Annotated in this window: 12 protein-coding genes; 1 reads left to right on the plus strand and 11 read right to left on the minus strand. The window is 33.5% G+C overall.

Annotated features, from left to right (window positions below; translation table 11 throughout):
* Positions 1-267: 267 nt before the first annotated feature.
* Complete coding sequence (gene rluF / locus B0A65_RS05730; protein ID WP_074659483.1) at positions 268-1,092, plus strand: 23S rRNA pseudouridine(2604) synthase RluF; 825 nt, start codon at positions 268-270, stop codon at positions 1,090-1,092.
* A gap of 100 nt (positions 1,093-1,192) precedes the next feature.
* On the opposite strand, the gene B0A65_RS05735 is transcribed toward rluF, so the two are convergent.
* The 11 genes from B0A65_RS05735 to B0A65_RS05785 form a co-directional block, all read right to left on the minus strand.
* A complete protein-coding gene (locus B0A65_RS05735) occupies positions 1,193-1,378 on the minus strand; it encodes a hypothetical protein (RefSeq protein WP_074659482.1) in 186 nt (61 codons plus the stop codon).
* Between the two features lie 3 nt (positions 1,379-1,381).
* Positions 1,382-1,954: a hypothetical protein gene (locus B0A65_RS05740; RefSeq protein ID WP_074659481.1), complete on the minus strand. Its 573-nt coding sequence runs from the start codon at positions 1,952-1,954 to the stop codon at positions 1,382-1,384.
* Positions 1,955-2,158: 204 nt separating this feature from the next.
* Positions 2,159-3,547: a DUF4153 domain-containing protein gene (locus B0A65_RS05745; RefSeq protein ID WP_074659480.1), complete on the minus strand. Its 1,389-nt coding sequence runs from the start codon at positions 3,545-3,547 to the stop codon at positions 2,159-2,161.
* A gap of 59 nt (positions 3,548-3,606) precedes the next feature.
* Entirely contained in the window at positions 3,607-3,897 is a 291-nt protein-coding gene (locus tag B0A65_RS05750) for a winged helix-turn-helix domain-containing protein (protein WP_074659479.1), read from the minus strand.
* Between the two features lie 8 nt (positions 3,898-3,905).
* Positions 3,906-4,550, minus strand: coding sequence for a hypothetical protein (locus B0A65_RS05755; protein WP_074659478.1), 645 nt, complete (start codon positions 4,548-4,550; stop codon positions 3,906-3,908).
* 495 nt (positions 4,551-5,045) lie between these two features.
* Complete coding sequence (locus tag B0A65_RS05760) at positions 5,046-5,972, minus strand: magnesium transporter CorA family protein (protein ID WP_074659477.1); 927 nt, start codon at positions 5,970-5,972, stop codon at positions 5,046-5,048.
* Positions 5,973-6,192: 220 nt separating this feature from the next.
* Positions 6,193-7,077 carry a bifunctional 5,10-methylenetetrahydrofolate dehydrogenase/5,10-methenyltetrahydrofolate cyclohydrolase gene (locus B0A65_RS05765; RefSeq protein WP_074659476.1) on the minus strand — a complete coding sequence of 295 codons (885 nt, stop codon included), beginning with the start codon at positions 7,075-7,077 and terminating at the stop codon, positions 6,193-6,195.
* 127 nt (positions 7,078-7,204) lie between these two features.
* Positions 7,205-8,557 carry a signal recognition particle protein gene (ffh, locus tag B0A65_RS05770; protein ID WP_056195625.1) on the minus strand — a complete coding sequence of 451 codons (1,353 nt, stop codon included), beginning with the start codon at positions 8,555-8,557 and terminating at the stop codon, positions 7,205-7,207.
* A 281-nt stretch (positions 8,558-8,838) separates the two neighbouring features.
* Positions 8,839-10,518, minus strand: a complete 1,680-nt coding sequence (locus B0A65_RS05775) for an MBOAT family O-acyltransferase (RefSeq protein ID WP_074659475.1) — start codon at positions 10,516-10,518, stop codon at positions 8,839-8,841.
* 1 nt (position 10,519) lies between these two features.
* On the minus strand, positions 10,520-11,851 hold the full coding sequence (locus tag B0A65_RS05780) for a GDSL-type esterase/lipase family protein (protein WP_242670241.1): 1,332 nt from the start codon (positions 11,849-11,851) through the stop codon (positions 10,520-10,522).
* An 82-nt stretch (positions 11,852-11,933) separates the two neighbouring features.
* Positions 11,934-13,418 (minus strand): SGNH/GDSL hydrolase family protein, encoded by a 1,485-nt coding sequence (locus B0A65_RS05785; RefSeq protein ID WP_074659473.1) that lies wholly within the window; start codon positions 13,416-13,418, stop codon positions 11,934-11,936.
* Positions 13,419-13,554: the final 136 nt, after the last annotated feature.

Below are 13,554 nucleotides of genomic sequence, written 5' to 3' on the forward strand. Positions count from 1 at the left end.
ATAAAAGGAAGTCCCCGCGGGACAATATGTTTATAGAAAATGATTAAAGCGAATTATCAAGCCCCAGTGGGGCGAAATGTTAATATTGGCATAATATAAGTATCGCTCCGCTGGAGCTTTTATTACTGAATTTGTGAATTAGCTATAAACGTAGTGCTCCGATGGAGCTTTAGCTATATTGTATAAAAATCTAAAATTCTAAGAACTCCCACAATCTAAAATCTAAAATCTAAAGTCTAAAATTTAAATTTTGCCTACTTTTGCAGTATGGAAGAGAATTTAAAACGTCTGAATAAATTTATTGGAGAAACAGGTTATTGTTCTCGTCGCGAGGCGGATAAGTTAATTGAAGAAGGACGCGTAACAATAAATGGAGTTGTACCTGAAATGGGGACTAAAGTTTCGCCGGATGATGAAATACGCATCGACGGAAAATTGATCGTAGAGAAACACGAAAAATTGGTCTATCTGGCTTTCAACAAACCGGTTGGCATTGAGTGTACAACCAACTTAGAAGTTCGAAATAACATTGTCGATTATATTAATTACCCAAAACGTATTTTTCCGATTGGAAGATTGGACAAAGCCAGTGAAGGATTAATTTTTATGACGAATGATGGTGATATCGTAAACAAGATTTTACGTGCCAGAAATAATCACGAAAAAGAATATACAGTTACCGTAAACAAACCAATTACGGATCGTTTTATACAAAGAATGGGAGATGGTGTTCCGATTTTGGATACTGTAACCAGAAAATGTAAAGTAGAACAAATCAGTAAATACACTTTTAAAATTATTCTAACGCAAGGTTTAAACCGTCAGATTCGTAGAATGACCGAATATCTGGGTTATGATGTAACGGCTTTGAAACGTATCCGAATTATCAATATTTCTTTAGATGTTCCTGTAGGTCGATACCGTGATTTGACTGATGATGAAATCAAAGAATTGAATCATTTGATTGAGCCATCGAGTAAAACGGAGGAAGCGAGTTTACCAAAAGTAGAAAGTCCTAAAACTGCTCCAACCAGAAGAACAGAATTTATTTCAAAACACGATCCCCGATTCAAGAAAAAAGGAGATTATTAGAATTTAATTATTATACAAAAATCCCATCTGCAGATGAATGCATATGGGATTTTTTATGTTTATATTTAAAAAAATATATCTAATATAAATCACTTTAATCTTATTTTTCGTCATCTTTTGTAGGTTTGACAATTACCTCCTTCGGTTTTATTGAAAACGAAGGCGTTGGAGTTGCGCGACCTGCAACTATCCTTTGCTCAAAATTTCGACTTGTTTCTGAAATATCTAATTTCTTTACTATATCAGATAAAATTCTACTTTTTTTATTTAATTCATCTTTGTTCATATATTATTTTTTCGGATTTGGCGATGGATTATTTCTTGGAGGAGGTGGTGTAGTTCTTCCTTTCTCTTGTCTTTCTATAGACGGGCTGGGATGATTAGGCCTTTCTTGTACTTTTTGATTGTCGTTATTCATATGATATATATTTATTGCTACAAAGATTATTAAACACATTATTCCAAAAATTAACGCCCAAATTGAAACCTGATTCAATCTGTTAATTTTTCTATTTCTTTTATCTATGTTTCTAAAAATATCATTATATTTTTCTTCATCAATCTCTTTTATTGTTGAATCAGAATCAATAATAGATTTATAATGAGAATATAAATTTGACAATAAAGTTATAACCATTAAAAACATTCCGATTATAACAAATGGTTTAAAAATTGCTTGTGTTAAAGGGACAATTTTTTCAAAGAAAGTTAATGAAAGCACAAGGCCTCCTGATGCTAAAATATTTATATATTTTTCAAAATCGTCTTGGCTCTTGCTTTTATTATCAAGTACGGAATTCCTATATTCAATCCATTCTTGACGAATTTTTTCATTCTTAATCTGATGTTCCAAATCTTCCATTATGTATTACAGTACTTTAAGATGTTGCTTTAATATAAAATGAAAGACATAATTATAAACCATGAAATCACAATAATAAGTTATGTTTAAAATTAAATATTCTAAAACATTACAATGTAAGAAATTTTCTTCTATTGAAGAATTTTAATCGTTAAACTAAAATAAAATCCCACTAACTACAGTTAATGGGATCTTTTATCTTTATTATCTTTTACTATTTAAAAACTCATAATACAACGCTTTCGATAAAAACGTAGTGTTTTGATATTCTTCAATGGTTTCTTCTCTTCTGATTTCGGTTTTTTGTCCGTCTAAATTGTTCTTTAAAAAATAGGCTCTTCGGGCTTCATCATTAAAATTCAAATCGCTTAAAAATGCAGGTTCTACGGTTTTATTTACTGAAATATTGTAATTCGTAATTAAATTTCCCCAGTTTACATAACTGCATAAAAGAACTGTCGCATAGAAATACCATACCATTTGGTTGATGAGATAGGCATTTGTTTTTTGTTTTTTTATTTTAAAAAACACATACACCAAACCAATAATAGCTAAAGTAAGAAAAGCATAAACTCCTAATCGTTTATATGTTAATCCGAAATAGGAAACATATTCTGAATTTTTTAGAAAAGCACTTACGATCAAAAGACCATTTAAGACAATCCAAATTTTAGCCAGTGTTTTAAGGTGAACTGCTTTTTTATCAAAATTGAATCCGCCTTTGAAATAAAAGGCAATCACCCCAACCGCCATTAGAATTGAAAAGATTACTGAATTTACTCTTTGATGCGTATCGGCACTTAAATTAGATTTTTCTACTACTTCAAAAAATTGCTCGTAATTGTAGGTTACAATAAATACCACAAGCATGAAATTTAATAGTATCAAAGTAATTACACCACTCTTTCTCTCGAAGTCCAGATCAAGAAATGAAAAGGTATTTTGATTCTTTACTTCGATTATGTTCTTAAAATCATTATCCAGCAGCTCATTTTTTTCATAACAAACTTCAGGAATCCAGTAATTCCAGAAACTAAATGAAATATAGAACCCGAGAATACCAATTATTATAAGGTTTCCAAGATTGATATCTAAAGTGTAATCTGTAAATAAAGAAGAGAAATGATCACTTCCGAATGAATACACTATAAAAAACAAGATTAAAAAAATAGCCGGGATAACAAAGAAAGCAACTAATTTCTTAGCAAAGTTATTATGGATTTTCTTTTCCGGAAGCCATTGTTTAAACATTAAAACGCGCCCCAATGAAGTAATTCCGTTTAAAAATACAAGTGGAAATATCTGAACTATTTTCAGTTTAGGATCCTGCGTTTTAAACTGTAAAAACAGAATTGACATTGCCAATGCCAGAAAAGAAGCAAAATCTCCATACCAGGCAAAAGCCAAACAGGACAGAACCGAAGTCACAACTAAAATCAAATGAGATCTATCTATGAACCGATCCTGAAAGAAGTAACAGATAAATCCGGTTAATAATAGTCCAAAAATAGCGAGGTTCACTCCCATTGACTCGTTGTAAAAAAGCAGTGTAAAAATCAAACTGCAAGCTAGAATAATTTGGTGTTTTTTCATTGTTTTAAGATTTAAAAGTACTTTGTGTTTCAAAGTATTTAGATAAAAAAATATAGTTATTACGATTTCATTAATTTTTCAAGGTATGATAAGTGCTCTTTAAAAGCCGCACGTCCTCTAGGTGTAACTTGGTACGAAGTTTTTGGCTTTTTGCCAACAAACTCCTTTTTTACTGCAATATATTCTGATTTCTCAAGTGCTGAAGCATGACTGGCTAAATTACCATCTGTAATATTTAACAAGGTTTTCATTTCGGTAAAATCTACCCACTCATTCACCATCAGAACGGACATAATTCCCAATCTGACACGGCTTTCAAAATCTTTATTTAATTTATCAATAATTCCCATTGCGTGGATTATTTATACTTTTTGAACATTATTAATCCGTACAAGATATGCAAAATACCAAATCCAATGATCCAAAAAACTAAACCATATCCAATAAAAAAAAGAGAAATACTTCCTAAAATCAATTGACAATATCCTAAATATTTAATATCCGAGAAAGTATATTTCTCAGCATTAATAAGTGCCAATCCGTAAAAAAGTAAAGTTGCAGGTGCTATCAAACCATAGTTTTGATGGTATAAAAGTGACAAACAAAATATACCGCCGACTGTTAATGGAATTGCCAGATTAAAAAGCATTTTTTTTGTAGCCGATGTCCAAATAGGTAAATTATACTTTTTACTTTTTCTGATTGTAAATGCCAATCCAAACACAAATGCACAAACCAAAATAACAATTCCGGTCACAACTAGTTCTGAAACCAATTTAAATGGAATTGTACGTACTACTTCATCATATCCTCCCTCATCATATCCTCCCTGACCAAAATAATCAACTCCGTTTATCTTAAACAATTGATAAACATACAATCCGCCAATTAAAGCAGAAAGTCCGGCAAAAACTCCTGAAAGTCCGCTTAGGGATATAAATCTTGAAGAGCGTTCCATCATGGAACGAATATGTGCTAAATCTTCTTGGTGCTTCTGATTCATAAATAAAGTACTTTGTATTGCAAAGTTATATTTTATTTTGAATTGACAAGTAGAAAAGGTGATTTTTTTATGGTGCTTTTTTTTTTTCCTTTGAATAGGTTTTCTTTATCTAAAATCTGTAATCCCTAGGGATAATTTGCGGTTTCTTGAATGTTTTTTCTACCAACATTTAATCTCTACGAGATACTCCGTTAGGAGTTAGATATTGGTAGTAAACAATTATAGCTACTCTTTTTGTCCTGAAGGGACTACATATATTTCCATTCTCAATTAAAAAAGCCGAAAAGAAAATTAGAACTTCTTATTAACGGAGAGTCGCGTGAGGGATAGGAGTAAGCTACCGAAGTAGCATGGATAGCCCGACCGTATTTGCGAAAGGCGCACATAAGCGGTATGTTAAGTAGCGCCTTTTGTAAATACGGTCACGCCCAGATTATAAAACAAAAAAGCCTATTCAAATGAACAGGCCTTATACTTTATTATTTCAATTTTTAATCAAAACCATCTTCTTCTTTTGAAAAGAAACACTCCAAAAGCGGATAGCACGACAGAAACTAAAAGAAGAATCCAAATGCCGTATTTGCTTTCTTCAAGACCATTTGGGACATTCATTCCGTATAAACTGGCGATTAATGTCGGAATCATTAAAATAATAGAAATTGAAGTCATTTGCTTCATGATGTTATTCATATTATTCGAAATTACGGAGGCATAAGCGTCCATCATTCCGGTCAGGATATTGCTGTAAATATTGGCTGTATCCTGTGCCTGACTTAATTCGATTTCGACATCTTCGAGCAAATCTAAATCATAATCTGCTTTGTATGCTTTTAGATTTTTAATGCGTTGAAACAAAACATCGTTTGCTTTTAGCGAAGTAATAAAGAATACTAAACATTTCTCGATTTGAAGTAGGGCCTGTAGTTCTTCGTTTTTAATGGATTTCTCCAAATTATCTTCGGCCAGTTTTATTTTCTGATTGACTTGTTTCAGATACTTTAAGTACCAGACACTTGAAGAAAGCAGTAATCTCAAAACCCAGTCGAGATTATCCTTAACCTGAATGTTTTTCCGTTTGGAATACAGCATAAAATCATGGATGATTTCTGTTTTGTAAAAAGTGATTGTTACACAAATATCGCCTTTAAAAATCACGCCGAGCGGAATGGTCTGAAAAGGAAGTTTAATATCATTACTTTTTATGGGAACACGCATGATGATCAGCGTCCAGCCGTCTTCGATTTCGATACGTGGTCTTTCGTCGATATCTTCGATATCATTGTAAAATGCTTCGGGAATTTGAAGTTCTTCTAGTAGGTATTTTTTTTCGGTTTCTGATGGATCTTCAATATTAATCCAACAGTTAGGCGTCCATTTTGGGATTTCGATTAATCCGTTATTGTTTGTGTAAAAGGCTTTCATTTCAAAAATACAGGTGTTATCGCAGCATTTTGAAATTTTCAAAAGCCGCTTTAATTAAATACTAACGAATAATAATCGTCCATTTGGAGAAGTTTTTTTTAAGTGTGGCAAAAGTATCTTTTATTTTTAAGACAAAAAACTTTAAAGTATTAATTATATATTAAAACAACAAAGCCTACTCTTTCGAATAGGCTTTGTTTATTGGTATTTTTATGAAATCTTATTTTCTGGCGCTTCTCATTTTACGAGCCAGCAATGTATTTTTAAGTAACATCGCAATGGTCATTGGTCCTACTCCACCCGGAACTGGCGTGATAAAAGAGGCTTTTTTGCTTACTTCGTCGAAAGCAACATCTCCTTTTATAACGTAGCCTTTTGCGTTTGATGCATCTTCTACACGAGTAATTCCAACGTCGATAATAACAACTCCGTCTTTAACCATATCTCCTTTTAAAAACTCAGGAACTCCTAAAGCCGTAATAATGATATCAGCATTTTTAGTGAATTCGGCTAAGTTTTTAGTACGGCTGTGTGTTAACGTAACTGTTGAGTCTCCAGGATTTCCTTTACGGCTCATTAAGATACTCATTGGACGTCCTACGATATGGCTTCTTCCAATAACTACGGTATGTTTTCCAGCAGTTTCTACTTTGTAACGCTCTAACAATTCCATAATTCCGAATGGCGTTGCAGGAATGAAACTCTCCATTTCCAATGCCATTCTTCCAAAGTTTGTTGGGTGAAAACCATCAACATCTTTATCAGGATCGATTGCTAAAAGAATTTTTTGCTCGTCGATATGTTTTGGCAAAGGTAACTGAACGATATATCCATCAAGATTATCATCTTCGTTTAATTCCTTAATTTTAGCTAATAAAGCTTCTTCTGTAATATCTTCAGGCAAAGCTACCAGAGTTGAATCGAAACCAATTTGCTGGCAAGATTTTACTTTACTTCCTACGTAAGTTAAACTTGCTCCATTGCTTCCCACAATAACCGCTGCTAAATGAGGTACTTTTCCTCCTGCTGCTTTTATGGATTGAACTTCGGCTGCGATTTCGTTTTTAATGTCTTCTGCTGTTTTTTTACCGTCTAGTAGTTGCATTGTTCTTGTTTCAAGTTTAAAGTTTCAGGTTTCACGTTAAACGCGAAACGCATATATATTTTATTGAAAAAAGTTTCAAATTTCAGTCTCAAAACCTGAGACCTGAAACTTGAAACTTTTAATTTTATTATCTCGGCATTCCGCCTGGCATTCCTTTCATGCCTCCCATCATTTTCATCAGATTTTTTCCGCCCGGACCTTGCATCATCTTCATCATTTTGCTCATTTGGTCGAATTGCTTCATTAACTGATTTACTTGCTCGACTTTGGTTCCCGAACCTTTAGCGATTCTGGCTTTCCTTTTTACGTCGATAATGGCAGGTTTACTTCTTTCGATTGGCGTCATCGAGTGAATGATTGCTTCAATATGTTTGAAAGCATCATCTTCGATTTCTACATCTTTCATGGCTTTTGAAGCACCTGGTATCATTCCGACCAAGTCTTTCATATTACCCATTTTCTTTACTTGCTGAATTTGCGTTAAGAAATCATCAAAACCAAATTCGTTTTTAGCGATTTTCTTTTGAAGTTTTCTTGCTTCTTCTTCGTCAAATTGCTCTTGCGCTCTTTCTACAAGAGACACAACGTCCCCCATACCAAGGATACGCTCGGCCATACGATCTGGATAGAAAACATCAATTGCTTCCATCTTCTCGCCTGTACCGACAAATTTGATTGGTTTGTTTACAACCGATTTAATCGAAATTGCAGCTCCACCACGAGTATCTCCATCTAATTTTGTTAAGATAACTCCGTCGAAGTTTAAAATATCGTTGAAGGCTTTTGCTGTGTTTACAGCATCTTGTCCTGTCATGGCATCCACAACAAACAAAGTTTCCTGAGGTTGGATTGCTTTATGAACACGAGCAATTTCATCCATCATTTCTTTGTCTACTGCCAAACGACCAGCCGTATCGACAATAACAACATTGAAACCGTTTGCTTTTGCATGTTTGATTGCGTTTTGAGCAATTTCAACAGGATTTTTATTTTCTGGTTCTGAGTAAACCTCAACACCTATTTGGTCTCCTACAACATGCAACTGGTTAATCGCCGCCGGACGGTAGATATCACACGCTACAAGAAGTGGTTTTTTATTTTTCTTAGTCTTTAAAAAGTTGGCTAATTTTCCTGAGAAAGTTGTTTTACCAGAACCTTGCAATCCTGACATTAAGATCACAGATGGAGTTCCTGAAAGATTAATTCCGGCAACATCGCCACCCATTAATTCGGTCAACTCATCTTTTACCAGCTTCACCAATAATTGTCCTGGCTGAAGCGTTGTTAAAACGTCCTGACCTATTGCTTTTTCTTTTACTTTGGTTGTAAAATCCTTTGCAATTTTAAAGTTAACATCGGCGTCTAATAAGGCACGACGAACTTCTTTTAAGGTATCGGCAACGTTTACTTCTGTAATTTTACCGTGTCCTTTTAATATATGGAACGCTTTATCTAACTTATCACTTAAATTATCAAACATACTATTTTCTTTATTTGAAGTGCAAAGATAATCTAATTAGATATTTCAGGCAATTTTTATTTAAGGGCATTTAACCGCAATGTGCGCAAAGATCTACACTAGTTTCGCAATGTTTTTTGATCGCAAAGTCGCGAAGTCGTAAAGTTTTTTTGTTTCACGCAGATTTAAAAGATTTAAGCAGATTTAAAAAATCATTTAAATCATTTAATCCGTGGCTATAAACTAAAAGCGCAAAGAATAAACCTTTGCGCTTTTGTAACCTTGTTCCTTTGAACCTATAATTAGAATTGAAAGTAGATAAACGGTTGTGAGCCCGCAACTGCTGTTGCGTAAACGATCCAGTAAACAAAGCCCAGAATTACTGCTTTTAATAATAATGGCGTTCTGTCGAAAACGAATTTCATTTTGTCTGTGATAACTTCTGGTAAGAAATGCCAAACGTAACCGAACAACATTAATAAAAATACATTTTTGTATCCTAAAACTATCGCTTTCCAATTTTCTGGCTCAAAAGTTAATTGACCAATATTGTTTATAACTTGTAATGCTGTTTCGAAATCTCTGGCGCGGAAAAAGATCCAGCAGAAAACAACGAAGTGGAATGTGATTAAGATCGAAAAGAATCTCCATAACCAACTTGGGCCTTCTTTTTTGGAAGGAAAAAGTTCCATGAAAATTTTATGAACGGCTAATGCTAATCCATGTAAAGCTCCCCAAACGATAAATTGTGCTCCGGCTCCGTGCCACAAACCTCCTAAAAGCATTGTAGTAAACAAATTGAAATTGGTGACCAACGTTTGATTTTTCTTTTTTGAAAGCAAAAACGAAAGACAAAAAACAACAATTGAACCAATGGCAATTGTTAGTGGAATGAAACTGGTATTGATGTTGGTAATTCCCCAAAGCAATAATCCGAAGAAGAATAAACTTGGGAATAAGAATCCGGCGAATGAACCTTCTCTATTTCCTCCGATTGAAATATATAAGAAATCTTTCAGCCAGGTGGACAATGAGATGTGCCATCTTCTCCAGAAATCCGTAATAGAAACCGATTTATAAGGTGTTCTAAAGTTGGCCGGCAATTTGAATCCTAATAATAAAGCGATTCCGATCGCCATGTCTGAATACCCTGAAAAGTCACAATAAATTTGAATGGCATATCCATAAGAAGCCATTAAATTTTCGAATGACGTATAATTCATCGGTGTATCAAAAACACGATCTACGAAGTTGATCGAAATGTAATTTGATATTACGGTTTTCTTGATTAAACCTCCAATAATCAAAAACAAAGCGTTGTTTACATCTTGTTTGGTCAGGTTTAATTTTTGATAAATCTGAGGCAGGAAATCTTTTGCGCGTACAATTGGACCGGCAACTAATTGCGGGAAAAACGAAACGAAAAATAAATATTCGATATAATTTTTTGTCGGTTTAATCTCTTCACGATAAATTTCAATAATATAACTCATTGACTGAAATGTATAGAATGAAATTCCGACCGGAAGAAAAACATTATGAAGCGCAAAATGACCGCTAAACATATCATTGTAGGTCACGATCATAAAGTTCATATATTTGAAATACCCCAGCAATCCTAAATTCAGGATTACACTTATGACCAAATATACTTTTTTAGTACTGTCTTTTGCTGTGTTGTAAATAATCTGGCTCAGGCCATAATCGACCACCGAGGAAAGTAACAAAAGTAAAAAGTAAATTCCGCTTGACTTATAATAAAAGAAAAGCGAAAAGAGAATAACATAGGTTAATCTCAAATAAAATGTCTTGCGTAAAAAGCCATACACAAAATAAAAAACCAGAAATAATCCCAGGAACAAACCGGTATTAAATAATAATTTTTCGTCTGGATTATAAATAAACCAGCTTTTAGCCTGTTCTAAAGTAACTTCCCCAAAGTTTTGAACAAACCAATTATTTATGCTATCAATTGTAATCAACTTAATTTTTTAATTTAAAATTATCGTATGCTTTAAAAAACGCCTGTGTAAACAAGTTTCCTTGTTTTTCGTATCCTTTTTTGGAATAATGAACATAGTCCGGACCAATTAATTTTTCTGCTTTTAATTTTCGGACACCTTCCATTCCACCAAATTCATCGTATAAATCCCAAACGGCGAAACCATCTTCTTTAGCAATTCCGAGAATACTTTTCGCATACTCATGAACGTAAATATTAGGTCTTCTTGCTTTAAGAAAAGAAGGTGGCGGCGTCATTACAATTATCGGAACATTAATATTTTGATCTTTTATGTTTTTTATAAACTGGCGCAATTCTTTAATGTAAGCCGAAGCTTCCATGTGATCGTAGCTTTCATTTGTTCCTAAAGAAAAAACCAGTAAATCCGGATGCAACGCTTTTAACTGTTCAAAAAATAACGGATATTTATTATAATCTGAAAATTTGGCTCCGTTTACTCCAATGCTGCTGTAAAGTATTCCGGGTGTATCTTTTTCTAAAACAATTCCGTTTAGTTCAAATTTTGTAGCGTCCTTATTTGGAATTAGAAAGATTTTATCTAATGCTTTTTCAGAATTATAATAATGGCAAAATGAATCTGATTCTACCTCCAAAGAAACAAACGCCGAACTCTTGATTGCTTTTGGTTTTGTCTCGTTCGTTGGTATTTTCAATGTTCTTCCGGCACGAATGTTATTGGATTTTAAACCATTTGCTTTTTTAATATCTGTAACGGAGATATTGTATTTGTCGGCAATTGTAGAGATTGCTTCTCCTTTTTTTATTTTATGCGTAATTACTTTTCGCTCTGTCGATTGAATAATATTGGTTTGAGATGATGTTGCCAAATCAAACATATTCTGATTTTGAGGTGTAATAATCTTAATCGAATTAAACTTGTATGCCGGATCTTTCACATTCAGTTCCACTGCAAATCCGCCACTATCTCTCCAAAGTCCAATTCCGCTTAAACCAACAGGATAATTTTTATGAGGATGAATATTGCGATAACTTTCCCAGGTTCTGTTGGAACGAAAACGTTCATTATAAGATCCGTTTGTTTTGGCTAATTGATAAGGGAAAACCAACCCTCGTCCCGCATTTCCAAATCGTTGTTGTAGATTTTTTCTAATTTCATTGGTCATTAAATCACTCTGAATATGAGAATCTCCAATATGAACAATGTTTATCTTCTGACTTTTCTGGCTCTCATTTTCACTTAATTTCTTAAAAATGCTTTCCAACACTTTTGCATTATACATCTTATCTTCAGAAAAAGAATCAACTGTAGTGGTATCCGTTTTACTAGTCATAGGCTTCGTTATTGGAAGTGGGGCTGTCTTTTGTGCTTTATTATTTGCAGATAAAAAAAGACAACAAAAGAAAATAATTAGTTTATTCATATACGCTATCATTTTTTACAGCAATAGAATCTGTGTTTGCTTTTCGTGCGGCTCTTTGCTGACGCGAAACAACATCACGTTTCTCTCGCAATATTTTGTATTCTTCGTAACCTTTATTCAATTGATCGTACAATAATTTTCCGATTGCTTTTGCACCACGCTGATTAAAATGAGTATAATCTTTATTGGCTCTTGCCGGCGTTTCATCGACCCATTTTACCATCGATCCATCTCCGCCCATTAAAGTGTATAAGTTGACAAATCCGGATTCTGATTCTAAGGCATATCTTTTTTGCGCTTTCATTAGAGGAACGACAGCTGAATCCGTTTTCATTTCCAAATCATATTTCGTTGATTTATCAGCAGTTGAAACAATCAAAATAGAAACTCCCGGAAATGATTCTCTTATTTTATTCACGGCTTTTTTCATTCCTTTTTCATACCAATAGTAGTTTTTGGTACCATAATTCAATACGTTGGTTCCATAATGCAAAACAACCAAATCATATTTTAGACTGTTATTAAAACCGCGCATAACATCAGCATCAAACATTGAAATTGGTAATCCTGAGTTTCCTCTTTGCGAAAAATTATCTACGTGAACTCCGCTTCCATTATCAAAATTGAAACCATAAATCGGAATAGAATCGGCATGCACAAAATTAGCTTTGAATGCTTTTATACTTCCTGAAGTTACTTTTAAACTGTTAACCAAATTACTTGGAACAAGATTTTTCTTAAGTGTATCTTTTCCAATAATAAAATTCACATTTCCTCTTTTGGCTGCTTTTCCATAAAACAATACTGGATTATCTAAAGTCGTTGCATATTTATTTGTCCCTGCTTCGTATTGAACCCAGGTTGGATTGGTTTTATCGTTTGCAAAAAAGACATGACCGTTTACTCCAAAAGGACTTGTTGGTCTTTTGACATTTAGGTAGGATTGTGTCTTCCAGTTTTTAGAATAAACTGATTTTACTGAGCCTCTGGAAGCTGCAGATTCTGAAGTGATGGATACAAACCCAACTCCGTTTCCACCAAAACGTTCCTGATAATTGGTTCTTACGTCCTGAACAATTAAATCACCATCGGTCATAGAATCGCCATAATACGCAATTCGAACTTTAGATTGTGGATTTTTTTCTAGCTGATATAATTTCTCGTAAAACGAAACCAGATATTGGTATCCTTTATAATTTTCAAAAGTTTCTGATGGAAATTCGATTCCTTCTGTATTTTCAAAAACAATTTCTTTTTGAGCTTCTTGTTGTTCCGCTTCGGCAATACTATCGCTTTCAAGAGACAATGAGTCATTAGCAACCGACTCTAAAAGCATACTGTCGATTAATACATTTTTAGAATCTATTTTACTATCCGAAAAGATTTTATTCGGTAAAACTTGTTTGAATCCAATAAAGGCGATAAATGCCAGTGCGACAATTGCAAAAGACTGAAAAAAATAGGGCTTTGTATTCACTTATTACTTATAATTTGAAGAATGGCTTCGAGGGAAAAATTATTAAAATTTCCTGTTAATTCCATATTAAAAAAACATGTGCAAAGATAGGGTTAAACATTAATCTACAACCCTTTTTAACATTAAAATAAAAAAC

It is taken from the genome of Flavobacterium frigidimaris (assembly GCF_002217275.1).
In the GTDB taxonomy this organism is placed as follows: Bacteria; Bacteroidota; Bacteroidia; order Flavobacteriales; family Flavobacteriaceae; genus Flavobacterium; species Flavobacterium aquidurense.